Source organism: Serratia sp. N21D137, from assembly GCF_047530005.1.
Lineage (GTDB): Bacteria > Pseudomonadota > Gammaproteobacteria > Enterobacterales > Enterobacteriaceae > Chania > Chania fonticola_B.
In genome coordinates, this window is record NZ_JBLJAJ010000009.1 from 1 (window position 1) to 22,441 (window position 22,441).

Consider the following 22,441-nt stretch of genomic DNA (forward strand, 5'->3'; position numbering starts at 1 on the left):
TCATGTGCTGAATGTGATTGCCGACTGGCCGATAAACCGGGTCAGTGAGCTACTGCCGTGGCGTATAACACTGCCAACAGAATAACTTACTCGACCTTAGTCAATACGGCCTTCGTTGGACGCTTACCATGGCAAAGCTGCTTGGGGTTTTCCTCTGCCTTGGCGCGGATAGGGGCATAGCTGGAGGAAGCACCATGGCGCACGCTGATCAGGAAGTTTTTACCAACGAAAAAGTGGGTCTCACCGTATTCGACTTCTTCTTTCATCCACTGTGCGGTTTTCACCACGATGAACAGCGAGTCACCGTAGGTTTCTATTTTCGGCCGTTGATGGGCACATAAGGCGTCTTCGATCGCCAGATCGTGCAGGCCGAATTCCTCCTGGATCTTGCGCATAAACGCGTCTTCCGGTTGCCACAAGCCCAGCCAGATAAAGGTGTCCGGCTCCTTGACCACTTCACTGATATCCTCAATCGTCACGTCGGTCAGCCGTTTTCCGGCCTTGTACGCCACGCAGTTGATTACCATTGCTTGGGTTTCCATCGCGTTACCTGTCAGTCTGTGAGGGTTTTGGTGAAGAAATAGCGTTCATGCTCTACCGGCGCATTGTGCAATGTCATTTGCAATTGGTAACCCTGTTTTTCGTAGAATGGCCGAGCCTGGAAACTGAAAGTATCTACACGCGCAAATTTGCAGCCATCCGCTATTGCCTGCTGTTCTGCTTTCTTGATGAGCTTACTGCCTACACCTTCGCCGCGTAATGTCTCAGAAACCCATAACAGATCGATGCTTAACCAATTGCCTACTGTGCTGCCGGTTAACCCAGCGAGTTTATTACCCTGATCATCCAGGACAAAAACCCCGATGTTTTTGTTCAGGATATCGCCGACAAATTGGCGGTTAAAAGTCTTCAAATGATTGCGAATCTCTTCGGTATCTTCTGGCTGTAGTGCGTCTGTTACGGTGATTTTCATGGTGCCTCCTGGATGGTTCAACTAACTTAAGCACAGTAAAGGAAAAATGCAACATATTGAAATTTAGATTAAAGCATGAACTTTACCATCTGGGCTAAACTCATTGGACTCTACCAATTTAAGGAGAAGACATATTGCGGCCTTTTTTGATTGCGGGTTGGTTGCTGTTCGGCAATGGCCTGCTGCATGCGGCACCGGTAGTGACTGAATTACAGGACAGCCTTGAGCATCCCTGGTCGCTGGCCTTCTTGCCGAACGATAGCGGTATCCTGATAACGGAACGTCCTGGTCGTTTGCGGTTATGGCAGCCGTCTGCCGGACTTTCCTCACCGATTACCGGTGTGCCGGACGTCTACGCGCAGGGGCAAGGAGGATTACTAGACGTGGTGCTGGCTCCGGATTTTGTCACTAGCCGCCGGGTTTACCTTAGCTTTGCAGAGGCGGGGGATGCCGATAAAGCTGGCACCGCTGTCGGCTATGGGCGCCTGAGTGCAGACAATAAACAGCTGGAAGATTTTCGCGTGATTTTCCGCCAACAGCCCAAGTTGTCTACCGGCAACCATTTTGGCTCTAAACTTGCATTTGATCGTCAGGGCTATCTGTTTATTACCTTGGGTGAAAACAACCAACGGACGACGGCACAGGAAACAGACAAGCTGCAAGGCAAGATTGTGCGGCTAACGGCAGAGGGTAAGGTACCTGCCAATAACCCGTTTGTTGGTCAACAAGGCAAGCGACCGGAGATTTGGTCTTATGGCCATCGCAATCCGCAAGGATTGGCGCTGAACCCGTGGAGTGGGGTGATTTGGGAGCATGAGCATGGCCCACGCGGGGGGGATGAAATCAATATTCCTCTGCGGGGCAAGAACTATGGCTGGCCAATAGCGACCTATGGGGTTAATTATTCAGGGCTAGCCATCCCTGAGGCTAAGGGCCAGGTTGTACCAGGGACCGAACAGCCGCTGCATTATTGGAAAGTTTCGCCGGGGGTCAGCGGAATGGCCTTTTACGACAGCCAGCGATTCCCCGAATGGCGGCACTCTCTGTTTATTGGCGCGTTGGCACAACGGGAGCTGATCCGTTTGACACTGGACGGTGACCAAATAGTGGCAGAGGAGCGGCTATTGGGCGATCGCAATGAGCGTATTCGCGACGTTCGCGTTGGGCCAGATGGTTACCTTTATCTGCTGACTGATGACAGTAATGGGAAACTGCTGCGGGTTGGGCGCGATTAGCGCCCAGTCAGATGAGTTTGAGATCGGCGGCGGTGATGACCTCTCTGGAGTTCATTCGGATAATCCGCTGCACGATTTCGTCGTTTAGCCCTGCGTTTTACGAAGAGCCTCTTAGGGACACCTTGGTAATCAAGTGAGTGGTATCATCACCGCGTGCTGGTAAGCAGGGCGTGCGCACAGCCGTTGATACCAGCGTTCCATATGCGGGCTAGGTTGGCGTTCGATCGGCATGGAAAACCAGGCGTAAACAAAGCTGCCGAGCGGAATATCGCCGATGCCGAACTCTTGGCCTGAGAGGAAAGGCTGCTCCGCCAACGTACGTTCGATGATCGCAAAGTGTTGCTCCAGTTCAGCAATGCCAGCCTCAATCAGCGCCATATCACGCTTTTCGGGCGGAGTGCGAACCATGCCCCAGAACACGTTGCGGAAGGGGGCGGCGATGGTTGAGGTATTCCAGTCCATCCATTTTTCAGCCGCAGCGCGATCCTGGAGGTCCTGTGGGTAAAATGGCGTCTGGCCGAACTTGGCCGCCAGATAACGCACAATGGTATTGGATTCCCACAACACGAAATCCCCATCTTGCAACAGCGGCACCAGGCCGTTGGGATTAAGCGAACGATAGGGCTCTTCGTTAACCTTACCGTAGGCACCTCCGGCGTTGATATGGGTGTAATTTAGCCCTAACTCTGCGGCACACCAGCGCACCTTTTTGACGTTTGTAGAATTTTCACGGCCCCAAATGGTCAGCACAAAGCACCTCCTCATCGACGGATAAAAGTAACCCTCATACCTACGCTACAAAGCCGTTTTTGTCACCTTGAAATCAGCGTTCCCAGTGGCAGACTTCCCAACCGTGCTTTTCTGCCAGCGCGCCAAGATCGCTATTCGGGTTGATAACGGTGGCGCTGTCGACGTATTCCAGCATGGCTTTATCGTTAATGGAGTCGCTATAGCCGTGACTATGGGCAAATTGCAGTTCAGGGTGTTGCTGTAACCACTGTTGCAGGCGGATGACCTTACCCTGCTGATAGGTCATGGTGCCGTAGGTATTGCCGGTAAAACGGCCTTCTGCCACTTCGACACCTATAGCCAGCGCGCCATCGGCCCCCAGTTGCTCGGCGATGGGGGCAACCAGATGTTCACCGGTTGCTGAAATCACCAGAATGCAGTCGCCGCGTTCGCGATGCCATTGCATGCGTTCGCGTGCCGCGGGGTAGACGCGAGGCAGGATATCTCGACGAATATAGCGCTGCACCCAACCGTCGACGGTCTGGGTACTCAGGCCCGCCAGCGGAACCAACGTTGCCTGCATATAATCTTCCATCGACAGTTGTCCCTGATAATAGGATTGCATCAACAACTGTTCTTGGCGTTCCAATTCTGCCGGAGCGAACCCTTCGGCCACCAGCCAGCGAACCCACAGGCTGGCGCTGTCATCATCAATCAGGGTTTCATCCAGGTCGAACAGGGCTAAATCCATCAATATTTCTCCGGCAAGGAATGCTGCGGCTACAGGATAACGGATACTCGCGGCGTCGAGCCAGTTGCCACGGTGAAATGCGCAGAGCATAAGTAACTTTGATGACAGTGCGGCGACGGTTTGTTGAAAGTTTGCATAACCTGGCACATAGCCTGATTTCCAACCAATTTCTCTGCGGTAACGTACAGTTATGTAAAAATGCAGAAAAATCAGCCTAAACCCTGCAAAAATAAGAGCAATCTAATAAACTCACAACGAGGGCACTTTCGGTGCCGCGTTGGCCCAAATGGGAGCCGCTGGGTATTTCGCGGTTGGCAGCGCGGCCTGGTGCCACTCTCGCTGGTTGGCTGAAAACGTGAACATGTTTGAAAGTTAACGCTATTTCAATGGTTTGAATGGACACTCTGGCGACGTCATGATGAAAAATAACCGTTCTACTCCTCTTGGTAAATTGGCCCTCAGTGTAGGTGTCATGTTGTTGGTTGTGCCTACCGTACAGGCAGCAGAGGCTCCGGCCGCACCGCAGGTCGATGCGAAAGCCTATGTATTGATGGATTACAACAGCGGCAAGATCCTGGCAGAAGGCAATGCGGATACACGCCTGGATCCCGCGAGCCTGACTAAAATCATGTCCAGCTATGTGATTGGCCAGGCGATGAAGGCCGGTAAAATCAAACCGGACGATCTGGTCACCGTGGGCAAAGATGCCTGGGCAACCGGCAACCCGGTGCTGCGGGGTTCTTCTTTGATGTTTATCAAACCCGGCGATCAGGTGCCGGTATCGGAACTCAATAAAGGCATCGTCATCCAGTCAGGTAACGACGCCAGCATCGCCTTGGCGGATTTCGTAGCGGGTAGCCAGGATTCGTTCGTTGGCTTGATGAACAATTACGGCAAGTCCCTCGGCTTGCAAAATACTCACTTCCTGACCGTGCATGGTCTGGATGCCGAAGGGCAGTACAGCACCGCACGCGATATGGCGTTGCTGAGCCAGGCGCTGATCCGTGACGTGCCGGATGAGTACGCGTTGCATAAAGAAAAAGAGTTCACCTTCAACAAGATCCGCCAGATAAACCGTAACCGCCTGCTGTGGAGTACCAACCTGAACGTGGATGGTATCAAAACCGGTTACACCGGCGGGGCCGGGCATAACCTGGTCGCCTCGGCCACCGATGGCCCAATGCGCCTGATTTCAGTGGTGCTAGGGGCTCCGAGTGACCGTGTGCGCTTTAGCGAAAGCGAGAAGTTGCTGACCTGGGGCTTCCGCTTCTATGAAACCGCAACGCCGATCAAGGCCGATAAAGCCTTTGTGACGCAGAAAGTGTGGTTTGGCGACGTGGGCGAGGTGCCGCTGGGCGTGGCGAAGGATGCCGCCGTGACTATTCCTAAGGGGCAGATGAAAAACCTGAAGGCCAGCTACAAGCTTAACCAACCGACGCTGGAAGCACCGCTGGCGAAAAATCAGGTGGTGGGCACCATCGATTTCCAACTGGATGGCAAAACTATCGATCAGCACCCGCTGGTGGTGATGCAGGAAGTGAAGGAAGGGAACTTCTTTAGCCGCATGTGGGACTTTGTGATGATGAAGCTGACCCAGTGGTTTGGCGGTATTTTCGGCTAATCTTTGTTTGATAAGGGGCCAACAGTGGCCCCTTCTGCCAGATCAATTACACGCTACAACCTTGATGGCCAACCCGCCCTGAGATGTCTCGCGGTATTTGGAGTTCATGTCCTTGCCGGTTTCGTACATGGTCTCGATCACCTTATCCAGGCAAACACGCGGCTCGCTGGTGCGACGCAGTGCCATACGTGCGGCATTGACTGCCTTTACGGCAGAAATCGCGTTACGTTCGATACAAGGCACCTGAACCTGTCCTGCCAGTGGATCACAGGTCAGCCCCAGATGGTGCTCCATGGCAATCTCTGCGGCGATACAAACCTGCGCCGGGCTGCCGCCCATCAGCTCCGCCAGACCCGCTGCCGCCATGGAGCAGGCCACGCCGACTTCCCCTTGGCAGCCCACTTCGGCACCGGAGATTGAAGCATTCATCTTGTACAACGTGCCGATCACACCGGCAGTCAGGAAGTAACGGCTGTAGGAGTTGGTGTTCACCGGGCGGATAAACTGGTCGTAATATGCCAGCACCGCTGGAATGATACCGCAGGCACCGTTGGTGGGCGCCGTCACCACCCGGCCACCCGCAGCGTTCTCTTCGTTAACCGCAAACGCGAACATATTGATCCAATCCACTACGTTCATCGGGTCGATATTGTTCTTGTCACCGGTGACCAGAATGCGGCGCAGGGCGGCAGCACGGCGTTGTACCTTCATTGGGCCAGGGAGCAACCCTTCGGTATTCATACCGCGTTCGATACCTGCACGCATCACCTGCCAGACGTCGGCAAAATGCGCTTCGATCTCTTCTTTACTGCGCAATGCCAGTTCGTTCTGCATCACCAACCCGGAAAGCGAAAGCCCGGTATCTTTGCAGTGCTGCTGCAAATCCACTGCGGAGCGATAAGGGTAGGGGACTGCGACGCTATTGTTGGCCGATTGACCGAAGTTTTCTTCATCAACGATAAATCCGCCGCCGATGGAGTAATAGGTTTTGCTGTGCAGTAACCGATCGCCAGCATAGGCGCTGATCGACATGCCGTTTTCGTGCAGCGGCAGGTTAGTGCTATGGAAGTTCATGCCACCAAGCTGTGGAAAATCGACCTCGTGCTCACCCTTTGCCAACAACAGGCGGCCACGCTGTTCTACATCACGAATAAAGCCGGCGATGCTGTCGATGTCCACATCATGGGGCAGATTACCCGCCAGGCCCATAATAATCGCGATGTCGGTATGGTGCCCTTTACCCGTCAGTGACAGTGAGCCGTAGACGTCAACCGCCACCCGCGTTGTATCGTGGAGTTGCCCGGCAGCCTGCAAATCATCAATAAACTGTTTACCGGCTTTCATCGGGCCGACGGTGTGGGAACTGGAAGGGCCGATGCCAATTTTGAAAATATCGAAAACGCTGACCATAGTCTCGCTTCCTTCTTGAAGTTAATTCCCTCAGCCTGCCGTTTAGGGGGCATATGGGTCATGCTTGAGTTCGCGGCGGGGTAGGAGGGGAGATTCGAGATAGCCGGTGCCATAAGGCACCGGCTGAGCGCTATTAACCGAACAGTGTGTACAGGATGGCAGAGATGGCAATCAGGCCCATCACGACCACAAATACGTTGCTGATGTGGCCGCTGTACTTGCGCATGGCAGGCACTTTACGGATCGCATACATCGGCATCAGGAACAGCAGCATCGCGATGATTGGGCCACCCAGGTTCTCGATCATGCCCAGAATGCTTGGGTTCAGCGTGGCAACGATCCAGGTGGTCACCAGCATGAAGATGGCAGTGATGCGGTTCAGCTTGTGGGTGGTGATGGTCTTGCCACGGCTTCTCATCGATTTGGCAATCATGCCGTTAAAGCCTTCACGAGCGCCGAGGTAGTGGCCCAGGAAGGATTTGGTGATGGCGATAAAGGCGATGACTGGTGCGATGTACTCGATAACCGGGTTGTTAAAGTGGTTAGCCAGGTAAGACAGGATGGAGATGTTTTGCGCTTTGGCTTCGGCCAGATCCGCCGGGGACAGGCTCAGCACGCAGCTGAAAACAAAGAACATCACGGTCAGCACCATCATGATGTGTGCGTAGCCCAGGATGCGGGAACATTTCTTCTCAGCGTCCACGCCGTACTCTTCGCGTTTTGCTACAGCAAAGGCGGAGATGATCGGTGAGTGGTTGAACGAGAACACCATAACCGGGATTGCCAGCCACAGGGTGATCACCAGGCCGTGGCCCAGGCTGCCGCCAGAACCGGCCAGTGAGACGTTTTCGAAGATGGCACTGCTCCAGTTAGGGATCAGATAAAGCGCCAGCAGCATCAGCACCCCAACAAACGGGAATACCAGGATACTCATGGTCTTCACGATCGCCTGCTCACCGAAACGCACGATGCCCATCAGGCCAACGATCAGGATCAGCGACAGGATGGCGCGTGGTGGCGAGGCCATACCCAACTGGTGGGTGATGAAGCTGTCCACGGTGTTGGTGATCGCAACGCTATAAACCAGCAGGATTGGGTAAATGGCGAAGAAGTAGAGCAGGGTGATCAGTTTACCTGCGCTGATACCAAAGTGTTCTTCTACCACTTCGGTGATGTCTTCACCTGGGTTTTTGCCGGACAAAACGAAACGGCATAGGCCACGGTGGGCAAAGAAGGTCATCGGGAAGGCGATGATGGCCATGATGATCAGCGGGATCAATCCACCGATACCGGCGTTGATTGGCAAGAACAAGACGCCAGCGCCGATGGCGGTGCCGTAGAGGCCCAACATCCACATGGTGTCTGATTTACGCCAGGCCGTGCTGGAACCTGAGGCTGCAGAGGCGATAGTGCCGGTCTGTGTAGTGTCCATAAATATCTCCGAGGTGAACACGATAATTTAAAATAAAAAGAAAAACTTAAGTTTAAAATCCGCTGGTGAAATAAGTTGCTATCCCGCCAGTGGTAAAATCAGTTGTTACAACTAGAGATTGAATTGCGCCTCTGAATTGTTTATCAGGCTAATGATGTTGCTAACCTGTCCAAATGGTTTCTGCTGTTAACGGGGTCAACGCCGATGTTTCTGTCGGAGGAGCAACTGCCCACCGATTTTGTTGGCGGCAAGATAACGATTTACAGCAGAAACAACCGTGATCTTGCTCCCAAATGCGTGATGTGTGCGGTTAAAGGCTGTTATTGTAAACTTTCATGCAAATGTTACGCGTTTGTGCAAAACATCATGCTGCAACCGCTCTCACTAATCCCACAACCTTTATCCGGTTTGTATGATGTTTAACCGGATAAAAACCTGTCTTGTGTGGCAGGCCGAGCAATATATTTTATGTGCTGGTTTGGATCTAGCGAAAATGCCGGATTAAGCTATTTTAGTGATTTAGATCACGTTTGGTTATTGTGAGGGGAAAACTTATCTTATTGTTTTTAAACTTATTTAATGATTTTTATTGTTTCTGTGGCTAGAAACGGATGACCGTAATAAGACGATTTTAATCATCATATGAATAAGGATAAATTCTGATAATTTGATTAAAAATAGCTGATAATTTTTAAACAAAAGTCAGCATAACGAGGCTGCTGAAGGTAAGGAGCCATTTTATCCGGGGGAGATTTGATGCAAATTACTGCAATAATGTTCTGCGCAGAATAATAACGCGAGCAAGTTGTTGCAATCCATTAACCTGTAATTATCGGCCAATAGGAATATTTTAAGTTTAATTGCTTAAAAAAAAGCCTGAGTTTAACGAAGAATTTGCAACCGCGTCCCTCAAGTAGCACCAAGGGACACGGCATAAAATCGGCAGTGAGGCCAAGATCAGAAACGCAAAGTGACCGCGTGTTGGTCGAAAAACTCGATGAACTCGGGATCAGGCTGGCGATCGGTGATCACCTTATCGAACAATGCCAGCGGCCCGATGCAGGCAGGCTTGGTTTGGGCAAATTTGCTGTGGTCGGCGACCAGGATCTTTTGCTGCGCCTTGTCCAACGCTTTGTGTTTCATCGCCAGTTCATCAAGGTTGAAGCAGGTTGCGCCGTGCTGCAAAGTGATGCCTGCCGCTGAAATAAAGGCCACGTTAGGACAGATGTGGTCCAACTCATTATGTTGGCCAACAGCGGTGAAAATGTAGTTGCTCGGTTTGAATTCACCGCCGCACAGGATCACCTTGCAGTTGGGCTTGTCCTGCAGCGCCAGAAAGGTGTTGAGTGAGTGGCAAATGGCGGTAAAGGGGAGTTCATCGGCAATGGCGTCGATAATGGCCGGGGTGGTGGTGCCACAGTCAAAGAAAACCGTGTCGTTTTCGTTGACCAGCGGTGCCGCCAGCATGCCAATACGGCGCTTTTCCGCCACCTGTTTGGCTTTCTGGTCGGAGACAAAATAATTGGTGACCCCGTTGATACGCGGATCGGCTACGACATAACCCCCAAGCAAGACCACTGCAGCAGGTTCGGCACTGAGATCGCGCCGGATGGTCATTTCCGAGACGCCGAGCAGTGCGGCTGCTTCTTTTAAGTGGATCTTGTCAGAACGCTTTAGAGCCTGAACTAGCCGGTTGATACGTTCGTCGCGCCGGGTTTCCATCAGTTTTTCCTACAGGTTTATACCCCAAGTTTCTCAAGTGTGGCCGAAAGGGATAAAGGAGCCAAAAGTTTCTTTCGTTCGCTCCAACACAATAATGCGGAGTCGTGCAGACCCAGTTCGCACTGAGGGCACAACCCCGCATTAGATGTCGCTATACCTAGATAGAGCTAGCGAAAATCAGTAGCTACCGGTGTCAGCCGCATCGCCAGAAACGATCGCAACGCCCGAGCTGGTGCCGATACGTGTTGCACCGGCGGCAATCATTTTCCCTGCGGTAGCGCGATCGCGCACTGCGCCAGAGGCTTTGACGCCCATCTCGCTGCCTACAGTAGCACGCATCAGTTTGACGTGGTCTTCACGAGCGCCGCCTGTGCTGAAACCGGTAGAGGTTTTAACGAAAGCGACATCCAGTTCACGACACATTTCACAAACTACAACGATTTGTTCATCGCTGAGCAGACAGGTTCCCAATATTACCTTCAACGGGATAGCCGCGCAAACTTCACGCACCGCGGCGATATCGGCCTTCACTTCGTCATTCAGGCCGCTTTTCAGCCAACCGACGTTGATCACCATGTCGATTTCCTGGGCGCCAGCGGCAATGGCAGCTTTGGCTTCGAAAGCCTTGGAGACGGTCAAACCAGCCCCCAGAGGGAAGCCGATAACCGAGCATACTTTAACGTTGCTATCCTGCAACAGGTGAGCGGCCAACGGGACATAACCCGAGTTAACGCAAACGGCATAGAAATTATGCTGACGCGCTTCTTCGCACAGTTGGTTGATCTGGCTGTCCGTGGTGTCCATAGCCAGCAGGGTATGGTCGATATAGCGAGCGTAATCAATCTGTTCAGTAGTCATGGTCATTTCCTCTATGGGGGTAAAAACGTTCTGTGGTGTCAGTGATGTTATAATCCTAACATTCCTAACATTGATGTTTCAAGCTGTATTAAAAGTAATTTTTAGGGAGAGCTGGAGTTTTACAGCAACGTCTAACACAGTGTTTGCTAGAAAATGTTATTTAAATAACATAGACTGTATATTGACAAATCCGTTCACTGTGCAACGGCTGCCCCCTGAGGAAAGAAGATGAAGACGATCATTAATCTGAGCCCTGGATTGTTCGGCATAGAGCCGAATGAAGTGTATCGCGGCGCTGGTTTTACGGTGACCGCGTTTATGTTTCCTGGTGATATCGCCGCGTTGGTGCTGCAAAATCAGCGGGGTACCTTAACGTTGTTGCCCTACCAGGATTTGATGATTTGGGATGCGGTGTTTGATGGCCAGTCTCTCAAAGCAAAAGCCAGCCAGCTGCAGCCTCGACGTAATGATGCCCGTGGCTGTTTTGCCTCTCACCAAGGATTGCCTGCTAATCATGGTCCGGTGATTGATGTCTGGCTGGAAGTCGAAGAGGAAGCGATCGCTGTACGAGCCCGCACTGCCGATGGCCCTTGCCGCATCCAACCGGCCGTTCAGTTAGCCGCCAACAGCACACAGTTCAGTATTGAAATGGTGATCGACAACCTGGCTGAGCAGGCTCAGCCATTAAGTTATATGTGCCATATGAACTATGCCTGTGAAGAGGGGGCCGTTTTCCGCCAAAATCTGCCGGGCTGTGCGCTCAATATCCGTGATAATCCGCAGCAGGTCATTTGTTCTGACGATCTCTCGTTATATGTTGATCAGGCCGAGTTCTTTATGCTGGCACCGTGCGGCAGAAGGTATGTAACCCGTTTTGCCACCGGCCAATTCAGCTATGCCGTCTTACGGCGGCCACGAGCCAACTCACGGGCGACGGCGTTCGTCCAGCCGGCCAGTTGCAGCCCAGAGAGTACAGCAACACCGATGGCGGTGATGTTAAAAGCAGGGGAGATGCGGGAGTTCCGCGTGATGACAGGCATACTCTAGCTGGCAGGGGGCTTGCCCCCTGCGGGCAGGTATTACTCCTTGACCCATCCTTTACGGATCGGGAAGGCAAACAGGAAATGGTATAGGCGCGTTAGACGTTGGGCGATGGCATCACCAAACAGATTCCACACCAATTGGGCAAACAGACAACCCACACAGCCCAGCAGGAAACCGCCCACCATATCCAGTGGCCAGTGCACACCAAGGAATACGCGGGACCAGGCAATGGCGACGGCCGCGACCATCAGCAAAATACCTGACCAGACACGATGCCAGCACAGGAAGGCCAGGGCAAAGGTGAAGATGGCAGTGCCATGATTGCTAGGGAAAGAACTGTCTGGCGCATGCGCCAGGAAGGTATAGCCGATACCGGTGACAAACGGGCGCTCATGAGGTAACAGTGCTCCGATAGCGGCCGAAGCGCTCATGGCAAATAACAGGGCAATGGTCGTTTTGGCTACCACTTCTCGCTGTGCTGCCAGTTGGCTATGTGCCCCCCAGAACCACAGGCCGACAATCAGCAGGGGGATAATGGCGATCAGATCCCGTGCGATGAAGGTGGCAAGATCGATTAACCATTCCGGGCTGGCCGGGGTGGCATCGATCCAGGCGAAAAGAAGATAGTTCAACTGCTCCATTAAGTATTACCTCGTCTTACGGCGAAAATAGCCGCTGATACACCAATAAACAGCCAACTGGCTGAACCAAACCCACCACCCGGCCCACAGGTTATGGGAAAGAAAATGTGCGCCCCGCATGATCTGGCCAAAGCCCATCAGCATGCCAAGCGTGATGCCGGCCAGCCAGCACCAGTAAGCCAGGCGCGGGCGTTGCGGATAAAACAGAAAGAACAGTGCCATCACGGCGAAGCCGCTGGAAGCGTGGCCACCGGGGAAGCAACGGCCAGGCCCCGGAAACGCTGGCGTGGTGCCAAACAGTGGAAATGACATTGCTTTGCCACCGTACTCCAGCAGATCCCAGGGGCATGAGTGTGCGCTGGTGACCTTCAGGATCCCCACCACTAACGGCCCAATGCCGATCAACAGCATGGCGACGATCAGCCGCGCGTTACGGCGATAAATTCCCCAAAGCAGCGCCAGTACCGCTCCGGCGATCACCGAAATCTTTAACAACCGATGGTTGATCAGATCCAGCCAGTAGTTGTTCTGCCACGGAAAACGCTGGCTGGCGGCGTCATACCAATAATTACTGACTACCCAATCCAGCTGTTCATTGCGTGACAACCAGATAAACAACAGCGCAGCCACCACCAGCCCAAAGGCTTGCCAACGGTAAAAGGATGCGGGCAAGGAGTAAAGGGCGTCAGTCTGAATTTGGCTAGCCGTTGAGAATTGATTTAATGACGATTGTTTGGCGTTTGATGGGTTCACACGAAGGCTCATAGGCGGTAATGGATCAGGCTACTGTAATCCTCCCGTCTTAAGAAAACCTTAATGGATGGCGAGCGGCTTGGGGACGATATCCAGAATTGACCTATAATTTAACGGCGTAAAGTATGCTAGCGTAATTAGGTATTTAGGTTATGAATTGTAAGGATAAAAAATGAACAAGCTTTCTATGGTAGTGACCAGCCTGCTGATGGCCGCGTCTGTCAACGCCGTTGCTGCAACCACCGCAAGTACTGACGATCTCAATATGCAGCCGTTGGAAAAAGTAGCACCGTTCCCGAAAGCGGAGCCGGGCATGAGCCGGCAGGTCATTTATTTACCCAAGCAGGAGAATGAAGAAAACTTTAAGGTTGAGCTGCTGATTGGCCAAACGCTGGAAGTGGATTGCAACCGCCACATGATGGGCGGCAATCTGGAGAGTAAAACGCTGGCCGGTTGGGGTTACGACTATTTTGTACTGCCGAAGCTCTCGGCTCCGGCCTCTACCATGATGGCTTGCCCGGATAATACCAAGCGTCAGGAGTTCGTTGCCGCTCATCTGGGGGATGCCGCGATGCAGCGCTATAACAGCCGCTTGCCTATCGTGGTTTACGTGCCGAAGGACGTCGAGGTGCGCTATCGCATCTGGTCTGCCAGCGAAAATACTGGCCGTGCGGTAACGAAATAAACGACTGTAGACTACGCCATGAAGGGGCGCCGCATGCGGCGCTCATCTGAATATTCAATGGCAGCGCCTAGCGGATAATACCGCGCGCCGAGCGTGAGAAGAAAGAAGTAAACCATTGCAATAGCGGATAGGTTTCGCTCAAGCGCTGCACTTCCTGTTTCACCTCACTGATCGCCAACGCATTGTGATAAAGCATGTTATACAGGGTTTGGATCACCTGCTGTTGCTGCTCGCTCAGTGATTGGAAAGCTGCCGCTGAATCGTTTACCCCGATGGGGGCCGCGTGGTTGCCACTGGCACTGACAAAAGGTGGAACATCCTGCACCACGCCGGACTGATGGGCGATATGCGCATGGGCACCCAGCAGACAAAACTGATGTATCGCGCACATATTGCCGATCTGCACAAAATCATCCAGCTCAACATGCCCGGCCAGCCCCGAGTTATCACCGATAACCGTAGTATTGCCGACAATACAATCATGGCCAATATGGACGTTGTTTAAGAACAGGTTGTCATTACCGATGGTTGTCCGCCGATAGCCTTGAGTGGTGCCGCGATGAATGGTCGCATTCTTGCCGATCCTGTTTCTGTCGCCGATCACTACGTCCGTAGCTTCACCAGCATATTTCAAATCCTGATTCACTTCGCCGATGATGGAAAACTGCCCGATAACGTTATTGCAGCCAATCCGGGTGAGGCCGTTAATGCTTACATGGGAGGCTATTACCGTGTCATCACCAATCTCGACGCCGGCTGCGATGACGCAGAAAGGGCCAATGCTGACGCGCGCACCGATAATCGCCTCCGGTTCAACCAAGCTATTGCTTGCGACCCGGGCAGAGGGAGAAATTGACATTGCGTTATCCTGATGATGGTGCGTGGCGTTTCCGGCACTCAGGGCCAATCATGGGTAAATGATTAAGCCTTAATTTGGATTAATCTGAGAGTAAGCGTCGAATGTGAGGGGAAAGGGGTGGTCGTTGGTGGTCAGGTGATTTTTCTTATCGACAGGGCCGAGTATAAGGAGTTCCCGGGTATATCACACCATCTTATATTTTCTTTATTTTCTGAACTTTTTTGTAATGGAAGATGGGGCAGAGGAGATAGAGGTGAATCGGTTAAACGAGACCGCAGTGGGCTCACAACGTTGGGGCGCTGCCTACAGATTTTGCAGTAGTGCCTGGTGCCGAGATGGATTGTTCCAGCAGTAAAATGACAAGAGTATAAGCAACCACTCTCAGGCTAGACTAGAATTAATAGGTAGGTTATCAGGCTGGGTATTAGGTAATACGGAGGGCCGACAATATGACTTATCAACATATCGTTATTGCAACCGATCTGAGTGACGATGCCGAGCTGTTAGTGCGAAAGGGGTCTGAATTGGCTGACACACTGCAGGCCAAGCTGTCGTTGATTTATATCGATGAGCAAGCTAACCACTACAGCGAGTTTGGTAGTGGCGAATTCAACTATGCCGATAAGACCTTCTCCGAACGAGTTAAGAATATGCTTAACGCTATCCAGCAGCAGGCGGAGTATCCCATCAGTGAAGTGATCATTGGCCGTGGTGAACTCAGTGAAGCGCTGAACAGTGCCATCCGTGAGAAGGGGATTGATTTGGTGATTTTTGGTCACCACCACGATATGTGGAGCCGTTTGGTATCCAGTACGCGCCGCACGATCAACCATATTGCGGTTGATATGCTCGTAGTACCGCTCGAAAAACATTGATGGGGAAACGTTGGATCTGAATGGCGTTGAGAGTGAAAGGCATCACAATAATTAGGTCAGAGCAGTGATTCGCCCATGGATATAGAGGCCGAATCATTGCTTCTCGCCAGCACGCTATTGCCACACCCAAGTTCAAGCATATCTTATTGTGTTTTTTAGCTTTTCTGGTGATTGGATGCTGATTTTAACTCCGCCCGCTATTCTGTTATGGTAGTGTTCAGCATTATAGCAGGGGCACTTATCTGATTACTTTGTTGATTGAAAGCTTTTCTCCACAAGGTAGTTCAGTACCTTGAGCTCATCATCAAGCAGGTTAGTGGGGATGTTTTTTAGGATTTTATTTCTCACATCGGTTCTTATAAAGAAGAGTGAGGTATTGGAAAAGAAGAAAGGATCCATCAAATAAATCAAAACACCGGCGTTGTAGAGTTCCATATAGTCACTGCCGATAAACGAGGTTTTCTTTACGGCGGTGGTGTATTTTTTAGCTAGAATTGCACTGATAACGCTAAACTGATCGGTTTTCAGCTGTAAGTGTAATGCGGCTAAATTTTTATTCTCATCAAACAAGACAAAAACATCTTTAGTACTTTCAAAAACGATATCGCTTCGTTTGTCCTTATTGTTATCGGGTGTTTCTTTGTAGATATTCCCTTTCAGTTCGCTGTTAAACCCCACATTTACCGCTTCAGGGTGAGTTATCTTGAACGTATCCTCCGTTGTCTGACCAAACTTCACCGTAAGCGTGCCTGTGCTAGCTGCACTTAAGTGCTCACAAAAAAAGAAGCTGGTTAAAACTAGAAAAAGGTAAGCTAAGAAACTCATTTTCATGATGCAATCCTATAAATCCTTTTGGGATTGTGAAATGACACATAAATAATCATTAAACTGCCAAAATTCGGTGTTTTATTTCTGGTGCTGTTATTGTGTTGGTTTTACATGCTCACCTCCATGGTGTAAATGATATTTATAACCGATGTCAGACGCCCTTTATGGAGCGACAATGCCTCGGTGCTTCACTACGTTGTCATTAAAAGAATAGTGTTGTCAATAACCTCGATAGGTTAAATTTTGTTAGTGTAAAATATGATGTTACGGATAACGTTATTTGTAACAGAAGTCTCCTCCAGCTTTCACGCACTCCTGCATTCGGTATTTTATATTGCATTAATATAGAAATGCGTTAATTTCTTTTTGGATACTTTGCTCAATGAGTAATATGCTGCTGGTGTAAACGTGCTGATCGGCATTTATGTGTCGTACCGACAGGGTTGAGTATAAGGCGTACCTGAGCGTATCACATCATCTATGTCATCTGCCCAACCAGCATCAATATAAGCTGGGTTAAATGTTGATGCTTGCTGATGCATGAATGGAAAGATTTACAGGCCGGTGTAGTGGAGGTTGTCGGCCTGGGAAAGAATATAACCTAATAGTCCGCGATTGCCTTACCCTAACGTTCGGTGTTGGAAGTGTCAGTGCGTCGAATGAATTAAATTTATATATATCAATCAGTTGATTTATTTAAGGTTTAAGCAAGCTTCGCGTGATCAGCTTGCAATGAAATTAATAGTTGCAAACTGTATATGCATACAGATAATTGAAAACATCGGAAGAAGGTAGGTGATGTTTTATGAGGAACAACATGAAATTTATCGCAACTGGGCGACATCGAAGTGAGTATCCAGATCCTATAACGTTCACAACTGGAACTCCGCTTACGATAGGGGACATATATGAGGGCGATGAAGGTTGGGATGATTGGTATTTCTGTACCATAGCTAATCATTCCGGTGGATGGGTGCCAGATCAGCTGATAGAACGAAGCGACAAACCTGGCCATGGTATAGCGAAAGATGACTATACGGCCAAAGAACTTGATGTTAATGAAGGAGATGAGTTGCTGGCGATAAAATTCTTAAATGGCTGGGTATGGTGCCAGCGACTCTCGGATCAAGATATTGGTTGGGTACCGAAAAGCATTCTTCAGAACATCAAATAAGGCCGTTATTTTACATCAGAGTCTGAGTGGCGACGGATTTTAGGCTGTGCCCCTCAGTTGATTGTGGCACCGTCGCAGTCCCGAAAGCCCGTGATCAAGGCGGATAGCTCTACGTTCAAGCCCGATAACGCGTAGCACCGGCTTGGGCGCATGCTCTCTTCGGGCTGGAGCCATTTGAACTTTCTCCCCGCTTATTTGGGTCACCAAATCTCATGGATCGTGCTAGCTAGCGTCCAAATGGCCTTCAGCGTCTCATTACTAACATCCCGATGTGTAAATCAATGGGGGAAGGTCAGGCGTAAATTTCAGGCAACAAAAAACCCGCTAATCTTGAACCTAAAAAGGCGGGACTAACGGGCTCCACAAAATGGGGACATCAAAGAAAAGCAGTGGCACTAATTCAGACTATGTCCCGATCGAAAAGTTCTACCCGTTGCTAGAAAAATAAAAAAATATTTCGCCGTAGCGGCACTTCTCAGATCGCCTTGCTACCCCATTAGTCCTGGCCAGATCACCACGATGAGCGAGCCTGCCAAGGTTAACAACACGTTAGCGATGGCGTAGGTGCCTGCATAGCCCAACGCAGGAATATTACTACGTGCAGTGTCACTAATGATTTCCATCGCCGGGGCGCAGGTACGTGCCCCCATAATGGCACCAAACAGCAGGGCACGGTTCATGCGCAGAATGTAGGCTCCGAACAGGAAGCAGATCACCACCGGTACCAGGCTGACAATCAGGCCTGCGATCAGCATCTGGCCACCTACTGCGCCAAGGGTATTGCCGATACCTGCCCCTGCGCTCAGGCCCACACCAGCCATAAACACCATCAGGCCGAACTCTTTCACCATATTCAACGCGCCCTGAGGGATATAACCAAAGGTAGGGTGGTTGGCACGCAGGAAGCCCAGCATGATGCCGGACATCAATAGCCCTGCGGCGTTGCCGATACCAAAGGAGAAGCTGCTGGTGAACTGAATGGTGATCTGGCCGATTAGCAGGCCAATGATAAAGAAGGCGCAGAAGGCCAGCAGATCGGTAACCTGGCTATGAATGGAGATAAAGCCGATCTTCTCTGCCACGCTTTTTACCCGACGGGCATCGCCGCTAACCTGCAGCACATCGCCTTTGTTCAACACGATGCTGTCATCGATAGGCATTTCAATCTGGCTACGGATGACGCGGTTGAGGAAGCAGCCATGATCGGTCAGCTTCAACTGGCTCAGGCGCTTGCCTACCGCATTGCTGTTTTTGACCACGATCTCTTCGGTTACGATGCGCATATCCAGCAGATCCCGGTCGAACACTTCCTTACCGTTACGGAAGCTTGGGTCCAGGCGTGCGTGAGCATCAGGGTAGCCGACCAGTGAGATTTCATCCCCGACCTGTAACACCGCATCTCCATCCGGGTTGGCCAGAATGCCGTTGCGGCGAATTCGTTCGATGTAGCAACCGGTTTGGCGGTAAATACCGAGCTCGCGCAGGTTCTTGCCGTCTGCCCAGGCGACCAGTTCCTGACCAACGCGATAGGCGCGGATCACCGGCAAATAAACCTTGCGCTGGCTATCGGTATCCAGGCCGCGCTCACGGGCAATTTGTTGGGCAGAGGTAGAGAGGTCCTGATGCTGCAGTTTTGGCAGATAACGAGCGCCGAAAATCAGGCTGACCAGGCCAATCAGGTAGGTCAGGGCGTAGCCCAGGCTCAGATGGTCTTGGGCTGCAAGCAGTGCCGGGCCGCTGGTGATGGTATTACGTAGCGTATCGCCTGCACCCACCAACACCGGTGTGGAGGTCATCGAACCGGCGAGCATACCGGCGGTAAGGCCGATATCCCAGTGGAACAGCTTACCTAGTCCGATGGCGATCACCATCGCTGAACCGACCATCACCAGCGCCAGCATGAAGTAGTTTTTGCCGTCGCGGAAAAAAATTGAGAAGAAATTGGGACCCGCTTCAACGCCGACGCAAAAAATAAACAGCATGAAACCGAGGCTTAACGCTTCGGTGTTAATGGCAAAGTGCTGCTGGCCAAGCAACAGCGAGACCACTAAAACGCCAATGGAATTACCGAGTTGAACGGAGCCAAGACGAACCTTTCCGAGGCAGAGCCCCAGGGCGAGTACCACAAACAGTAACAGGATGTAGTTACCGTTTAACAAACTTGCGACGTTTATGTTCACGGGGGATAACTTATTGTTTACCAGTAAGTTCTTGATAAAGAACACTATAAGAGTTAGATTCAGCCATAGAGTATATGGATAAAGCTTAGATAACAACCAACCATCGGAAGGCGATCCGAACCATCGAATGGCGGCGCTTATTCTAGTCGCTATCACGTATGACAGCCAGCATAAAGCTGTGTCGGCATACGTATTTAACCCTTTTTGACCAAGGAAAAAGTTCAGCCAGCGCTGTCGATTTCGGCTGTGTGTCGCAGGGTCTGTGCGATAGGCTGTGTTTTACGATGTAGTCAGCGGTCACATCGCGATATCCGTCATTTTCGGGTATGGAGGGGAGAGGTGGATGGTAAGTTATCGATACTGGGTGGGCATTTTTAGCTGTTTTCTACTGTTTAGTCTGGTTTTTCTGGGCCTGAAGAGCGGTGCCGTCGGCGTGACAGAATCCGAGCATCATGGTGAAACCGGCCTGCTGTTGTTTATTATTCCCGGTTTTATCGCCAGCTATTTGTCGAGCAAGCAGCGTATTCTGTGTCCCTTGCTTGGCGCACTGTGTGCGGTACCGCTGTGTTTACTCATTCGCCACTTTTGGTTGACCCCCGGCCATTCGTTTTGGCAGGAGTTAGCTTATGCGGTCAGCGCTGTATTCTGGTGTGTGTTGGGTGGGATGTTGTATTTATTAATGCGCATGGTGTTCCATGCGTGGCAACAGTTCTATCGGCAGCAAAAACCCTAATCGTAAAAAAGGCCACCTGAGTTCGGTGGCCTTTTTTGTTCGAGCCTGAAGCTTACTGGAACAGGTTCAGGTTTTCTTTGGCGTAGGCTTCAAAATCGGTGCAGCCGCCAATGTGGGTCTGATCGATAAAGATTTGCGGCACGGTTTCTACCGGTTTGCCCACGGTTTTTTCCAAATCGGCCTTGGTGATGCCTTCGGCGTGGATATCAACATAACGGAAGTTGAAATCGTCACGCTCTTCAGTCAATTTCTCTGCCAGCTCTTTAGCACGGACACAGTAAGGACAGCCCGGACGCCCGAAGATTACAGCAAACATGTAACACTCCTAGTCTGTTATTAATCATTAACCGTTATTGTAACGACATTCCTTCCGTCATAAAAAGACTTCAGTTGCGCAATCACTCACGTCATGGCGCTTACTATGCCCGTTGGCTGAGCTAAAAAAAAGCAGGATCTGCCTCTTGGTCTGATTTATAGAACCGATTAATCAACTAGAGCTGTTGCAGCGATGGCGAATTTACTACACTGGACACAGTGAGTCTGGAGAAAAAAATATGCGTTCATTCGGTGACTTACCGCGTTCTGTGCTGGTGCTTGAAGGATTGGGCATGGTGCTGTTGATACTCTCTTATCTGAGTATTCATGACTACGTCCGCTTACCGGGTATGCTGGCTTCGCAGCAGGCGGCGGTTGGCATGATCTTTCTAGGCGTCTTCATGATGGTTCCTGCAGCCGCGTTTTTGGTCTGGCGTGTGGTTCAAGGGTTCGGCCCGCTACTGCGCGGTGGCCAGCCGCCGCAGAACGATCGGCGTACCCCGCCAAAAGATAAACAAGACCAGGGACCGCAAGACTAAACGCGGCTATGGGGAATGCCTGCCAATGCAGGTGATAACGCCTTTAGGGGTGACGAGTGAAAATTGCCATTCTTTCGCGCGATGGTTCGCTGTACTCATGTAAAAGACTGCGTGAGGCTGCAGAGCAGCGTGGGCACCGTATCGATGTTATCGATCCGCAGTCTTGTTATATGAATATCAACCCGGCGGCACCGAGCATTCATTATCGTGGCCGCCGGTTGGAACATTACGATGCGGTGATCCCGCGTATTGGTTCCGCTATTACCTTTTATGGCACTGCCGTGCTGCGCCAGTTTGAACTGCTCGGCAGCTATCCACTCAATGAGTCAGTGGCCATTACCCGCGCGCGTGACAAACTGCGTTCGCTGCAACTGCTGGCGCGCCAGGGGATTGATCTGCCCATTACCGGCTTTGCGCATTCACCGGATGACACCGGTGATTTGATCGAACTGGTGGGCGGCGCACCGCTGGTGGTGAAGCTGGTTGAAGGGACGCAGGGGATCGGCGTGGTATTGGCCGAAACTCGCCAGGCGGCGGAGAGCGTGATCGACGCCTTTCGTGGCCTGAACGCCCATATCCTGGTGCAGGAGTATATCCGTGAAGCCAATGGCTGTGATATTCGCTGCCTGGTCGTCGGCGGCAGGGTCGTTGCCGCGATTGAACGTCAGGCAAAGCCTGGGGAGTTTCGCTCGAACCTGCACCGTGGTGGCACGGCTCGTAAAGTGCATATTACCGGCAAGGAACGCGCTACGGCGATCAAGGCCGTAGAGACGCTGGGGCTGGATGTTGCCGGGGTTGATATCCTCCGTGCCGATCGTGGCCCGCTGGTGATGGAAGTGAATGCGTCACCGGGGTTGGAAGGCGTTGAAACCACCACCGGGTTGGATATTGCCGGCATGATGATTGAGTACATTGAACAACGAGCCCGACCTGGCTTTCGTCTGAAATCTGGCGGATGAGAAATGGCGCTTTCCTCTGTTGCGCCAAGCGTATACGGGGGATCGCGGGTGCGGATATGCCGTGCAATGTTGCCGCATTAGTGAATTAAGCGGCTTTGATCGTGGCATCTCGATTGAATATTCCG

Annotated in this window: 23 protein-coding genes and 1 pseudogene; 10 read left to right on the plus strand and 14 right to left on the minus strand. The window is 51.5% G+C overall.

The window, feature by feature from the left end; genetic code table 11:
- Window positions 1–85, plus strand: an 85-nt coding sequence (locus tag ACMV5H_RS09410) for a hypothetical protein (protein WP_414821777.1), incomplete at its 5' end; no start/stop codon positions are given.
- 40 nt (window positions 86–125) lie between these two features.
- Here ACMV5H_RS09410 and ACMV5H_RS09415 read toward each other — a convergent pair.
- Window positions 126–542, minus strand: a pseudogene (locus ACMV5H_RS09415) (CorA family divalent cation transporter); the annotation flags it as partial.
- An 11-nt stretch (window positions 543–553) separates the two neighbouring features.
- The gene (locus ACMV5H_RS09420; protein WP_261455073.1) at window positions 554–973 is read right to left on the minus strand and encodes a GNAT family N-acetyltransferase; all 420 of its coding nucleotides are present in this window, start codon (window positions 971–973) and stop codon (window positions 554–556) included.
- 134 nt (window positions 974–1,107) lie between these two features.
- Between ACMV5H_RS09420 and ACMV5H_RS09425 the strand changes: the two genes are divergently transcribed.
- Window positions 1,108–2,208 carry a PQQ-dependent sugar dehydrogenase gene (locus ACMV5H_RS09425; protein WP_414821739.1) on the plus strand — a complete coding sequence of 367 codons (1,101 nt, stop codon included), beginning with the start codon at window positions 1,108–1,110 and terminating at the stop codon, window positions 2,206–2,208.
- A 129-nt stretch (window positions 2,209–2,337) separates the two neighbouring features.
- On the opposite strand, the gene ACMV5H_RS09430 is transcribed toward ACMV5H_RS09425, so the two are convergent.
- Entirely contained in the window at window positions 2,338–2,958 is a 621-nt protein-coding gene (locus tag ACMV5H_RS09430; protein ID WP_115159841.1) for a glutathione S-transferase family protein, read from the minus strand.
- Between the two features lie 73 nt (window positions 2,959–3,031).
- Window positions 3,032–3,688, minus strand: coding sequence for an HAD family hydrolase (locus tag ACMV5H_RS09435; RefSeq protein ID WP_223501238.1), 657 nt, complete (start codon window positions 3,686–3,688; stop codon window positions 3,032–3,034).
- A 415-nt stretch (window positions 3,689–4,103) separates the two neighbouring features.
- On the opposite strand from ACMV5H_RS09435, the gene ACMV5H_RS09440 reads away from it, so the two are divergent.
- Window positions 4,104–5,309 (plus strand): serine hydrolase, encoded by a 1,206-nt coding sequence (locus ACMV5H_RS09440; protein ID WP_037375034.1) that lies wholly within the window; start codon window positions 4,104–4,106, stop codon window positions 5,307–5,309.
- Window positions 5,310–5,351: 42 nt separating this feature from the next.
- Here ACMV5H_RS09440 and ACMV5H_RS09445 read toward each other — a convergent pair whose 3' ends face one another.
- The 4 genes from ACMV5H_RS09445 to deoC all read right to left on the minus strand — a co-directional run bounded on the left by ACMV5H_RS09445 (window position 5,352) and on the right by deoC (window position 10,731).
- A complete protein-coding gene (locus ACMV5H_RS09445) occupies window positions 5,352–6,719 on the minus strand; it encodes an L-serine ammonia-lyase (protein ID WP_094982883.1) in 1,368 nt (455 codons plus the stop codon).
- Window positions 6,720–6,852: 133 nt separating this feature from the next.
- Window positions 6,853–8,151 carry an HAAAP family serine/threonine permease gene (locus tag ACMV5H_RS09450; RefSeq protein WP_021179954.1) on the minus strand — a complete coding sequence of 433 codons (1,299 nt, stop codon included), beginning with the start codon at window positions 8,149–8,151 and terminating at the stop codon, window positions 6,853–6,855.
- Between the two features lie 957 nt (window positions 8,152–9,108).
- The gene (gene deoR, locus ACMV5H_RS09455) at window positions 9,109–9,873 is read right to left on the minus strand and encodes a DNA-binding transcriptional repressor DeoR (protein ID WP_021179953.1); all 765 of its coding nucleotides are present in this window, start codon (window positions 9,871–9,873) and stop codon (window positions 9,109–9,111) included.
- A 177-nt stretch (window positions 9,874–10,050) separates the two neighbouring features.
- Window positions 10,051–10,731 carry a deoxyribose-phosphate aldolase gene (gene deoC / locus ACMV5H_RS09460; protein WP_414821740.1) on the minus strand — a complete coding sequence of 227 codons (681 nt, stop codon included), beginning with the start codon at window positions 10,729–10,731 and terminating at the stop codon, window positions 10,051–10,053.
- 228 nt (window positions 10,732–10,959) lie between these two features.
- On the opposite strand from deoC, the gene ACMV5H_RS09465 reads away from it, so the two are divergent.
- A complete protein-coding gene (locus ACMV5H_RS09465; protein WP_223538102.1) occupies window positions 10,960–11,778 on the plus strand; it encodes a hypothetical protein in 819 nt (272 codons plus the stop codon).
- Between the two features lie 32 nt (window positions 11,779–11,810).
- Here ACMV5H_RS09465 and ybjG read toward each other — a convergent pair whose 3' ends face one another.
- Together ybjG and ACMV5H_RS09475 are read right to left on the minus strand one after the other, a co-directional pair.
- Window positions 11,811–12,416, minus strand: a complete 606-nt coding sequence (gene ybjG / locus ACMV5H_RS09470; RefSeq protein WP_021804990.1) for an undecaprenyl-diphosphate phosphatase — start codon at window positions 12,414–12,416, stop codon at window positions 11,811–11,813.
- 6 nt (window positions 12,417–12,422) lie between these two features.
- Window positions 12,423–13,181, minus strand: a complete 759-nt coding sequence (locus ACMV5H_RS09475) for a phosphatase PAP2 family protein (protein ID WP_414821741.1) — start codon at window positions 13,179–13,181, stop codon at window positions 12,423–12,425.
- Between the two features lie 160 nt (window positions 13,182–13,341).
- Here ACMV5H_RS09475 and eco point away from each other — a divergent pair, with 160 nt between their 5' ends.
- Window positions 13,342–13,854 (plus strand): serine protease inhibitor ecotin, encoded by a 513-nt coding sequence (gene eco / locus ACMV5H_RS09480; protein ID WP_094982881.1) that lies wholly within the window; start codon window positions 13,342–13,344, stop codon window positions 13,852–13,854.
- Window positions 13,855–13,921: 67 nt separating this feature from the next.
- Here the strand turns inward: eco and lpxA are convergent, their stop codons facing one another.
- On the minus strand, window positions 13,922–14,713 hold the full coding sequence (gene lpxA / locus ACMV5H_RS09485) for an acyl-ACP--UDP-N-acetylglucosamine O-acyltransferase (protein ID WP_414821742.1): 792 nt from the start codon (window positions 14,711–14,713) through the stop codon (window positions 13,922–13,924).
- Between the two features lie 449 nt (window positions 14,714–15,162).
- Here lpxA and ACMV5H_RS09490 point away from each other — a divergent pair, with 449 nt between their 5' ends.
- Window positions 15,163–15,588: a universal stress protein gene (locus ACMV5H_RS09490; RefSeq protein WP_021804986.1), complete on the plus strand. Its 426-nt coding sequence runs from the start codon at window positions 15,163–15,165 to the stop codon at window positions 15,586–15,588.
- A gap of 246 nt (window positions 15,589–15,834) precedes the next feature.
- Here the strand turns inward: ACMV5H_RS09490 and ACMV5H_RS09495 are convergent, their stop codons facing one another.
- On the minus strand, window positions 15,835–16,419 hold the full coding sequence (locus ACMV5H_RS09495) for a hypothetical protein (protein ID WP_037375030.1): 585 nt from the start codon (window positions 16,417–16,419) through the stop codon (window positions 15,835–15,837).
- 814 nt (window positions 16,420–17,233) lie between these two features.
- Here ACMV5H_RS09495 and ACMV5H_RS09500 point away from each other — a divergent pair.
- Complete coding sequence (locus ACMV5H_RS09500) at window positions 17,234–17,590, plus strand: SH3 domain-containing protein (protein ID WP_414821743.1); 357 nt, start codon at window positions 17,234–17,236, stop codon at window positions 17,588–17,590.
- A 488-nt stretch (window positions 17,591–18,078) separates the two neighbouring features.
- Here the strand turns inward: ACMV5H_RS09500 and ACMV5H_RS09505 are convergent, their stop codons facing one another.
- Window positions 18,079–19,770 carry an aspartate:alanine antiporter gene (locus ACMV5H_RS09505; RefSeq protein WP_037375189.1) on the minus strand — a complete coding sequence of 564 codons (1,692 nt, stop codon included), beginning with the start codon at window positions 19,768–19,770 and terminating at the stop codon, window positions 18,079–18,081.
- Between the two features lie 343 nt (window positions 19,771–20,113).
- On the opposite strand from ACMV5H_RS09505, the gene ACMV5H_RS09510 reads away from it, so the two are divergent.
- On the plus strand, window positions 20,114–20,503 hold the full coding sequence (locus tag ACMV5H_RS09510; protein WP_021804982.1) for an inner membrane protein YbjM: 390 nt from the start codon (window positions 20,114–20,116) through the stop codon (window positions 20,501–20,503).
- 52 nt (window positions 20,504–20,555) lie between these two features.
- Here ACMV5H_RS09510 and ACMV5H_RS09515 read toward each other — a convergent pair whose 3' ends face one another.
- Entirely contained in the window at window positions 20,556–20,819 is a 264-nt protein-coding gene (locus tag ACMV5H_RS09515) for a GrxA family glutaredoxin (protein WP_021804981.1), read from the minus strand.
- A 238-nt stretch (window positions 20,820–21,057) separates the two neighbouring features.
- On the opposite strand from ACMV5H_RS09515, the gene ACMV5H_RS09520 reads away from it, so the two are divergent.
- On the plus strand, window positions 21,058–21,357 hold the full coding sequence (locus ACMV5H_RS09520; RefSeq protein ID WP_021804980.1) for a YbjC family protein: 300 nt from the start codon (window positions 21,058–21,060) through the stop codon (window positions 21,355–21,357).
- A gap of 56 nt (window positions 21,358–21,413) precedes the next feature.
- Window positions 21,414–22,316, plus strand: a complete 903-nt coding sequence (rimK, locus tag ACMV5H_RS09525; RefSeq protein WP_021804979.1) for a 30S ribosomal protein S6--L-glutamate ligase — start codon at window positions 21,414–21,416, stop codon at window positions 22,314–22,316.
- The last annotated feature ends 125 nt before the right edge of the window (window positions 22,317–22,441 follow it).

Excerpts from the sequence above, each read along its gene's own strand:
- ACMV5H_RS09490 (WP_021804986.1), top strand. The coding sequence starts at position 15,163 with ATGACTTATCAACATATCGTTATTGCAACCGATCTGAGTGACGATGCC.
- ACMV5H_RS09520 (WP_021804980.1), top strand. The coding sequence starts at position 21,058 with ATGCGTTCATTCGGTGACTTACCGCGTTCTGTGCTGGTGCTTGAAGGA.
- ACMV5H_RS09450 (WP_021179954.1), bottom strand. The coding sequence starts at position 8,151 with ATGGACACTACACAGACCGGCACTATCGCCTCTGCAGCCTCAGGTTCC.
- deoC (WP_414821740.1), bottom strand. The coding sequence starts at position 10,731 with ATGACTACTGAACAGATTGATTACGCTCGCTATATCGACCATACCCTG.
- ACMV5H_RS09510 (WP_021804982.1), top strand. The coding sequence starts at position 20,114 with ATGGTAAGTTATCGATACTGGGTGGGCATTTTTAGCTGTTTTCTACTG.
- ACMV5H_RS09515 (WP_021804981.1), bottom strand. The coding sequence starts at position 20,819 with ATGTTTGCTGTAATCTTCGGGCGTCCGGGCTGTCCTTACTGTGTCCGT.
- deoR (WP_021179953.1), bottom strand. The coding sequence starts at position 9,873 with ATGGAAACCCGGCGCGACGAACGTATCAACCGGCTAGTTCAGGCTCTA.
- ACMV5H_RS09440 (WP_037375034.1), top strand. The coding sequence starts at position 4,104 with ATGATGAAAAATAACCGTTCTACTCCTCTTGGTAAATTGGCCCTCAGT.
- ACMV5H_RS09475 (WP_414821741.1), bottom strand. The coding sequence starts at position 13,181 with ATGAGCCTTCGTGTGAACCCATCAAACGCCAAACAATCGTCATTAAAT.
- ybjG (WP_021804990.1), bottom strand. The coding sequence starts at position 12,416 with ATGGAGCAGTTGAACTATCTTCTTTTCGCCTGGATCGATGCCACCCCG.
- ACMV5H_RS09435 (WP_223501238.1), bottom strand. The coding sequence starts at position 3,688 with ATGGATTTAGCCCTGTTCGACCTGGATGAAACCCTGATTGATGATGAC.
- lpxA (WP_414821742.1), bottom strand. The coding sequence starts at position 14,713 with ATGTCAATTTCTCCCTCTGCCCGGGTCGCAAGCAATAGCTTGGTTGAA.
- ACMV5H_RS09445 (WP_094982883.1), bottom strand. The coding sequence starts at position 6,719 with ATGGTCAGCGTTTTCGATATTTTCAAAATTGGCATCGGCCCTTCCAGT.
- eco (WP_094982881.1), top strand. The coding sequence starts at position 13,342 with ATGAACAAGCTTTCTATGGTAGTGACCAGCCTGCTGATGGCCGCGTCT.
- ACMV5H_RS09500 (WP_414821743.1), top strand. The coding sequence starts at position 17,234 with ATGAAATTTATCGCAACTGGGCGACATCGAAGTGAGTATCCAGATCCT.
- ACMV5H_RS09495 (WP_037375030.1), bottom strand. The coding sequence starts at position 16,419 with ATGAAAATGAGTTTCTTAGCTTACCTTTTTCTAGTTTTAACCAGCTTC.
- ACMV5H_RS09420 (WP_261455073.1), bottom strand. The coding sequence starts at position 973 with ATGAAAATCACCGTAACAGACGCACTACAGCCAGAAGATACCGAAGAG.
- ACMV5H_RS09465 (WP_223538102.1), top strand. The coding sequence starts at position 10,960 with ATGAAGACGATCATTAATCTGAGCCCTGGATTGTTCGGCATAGAGCCG.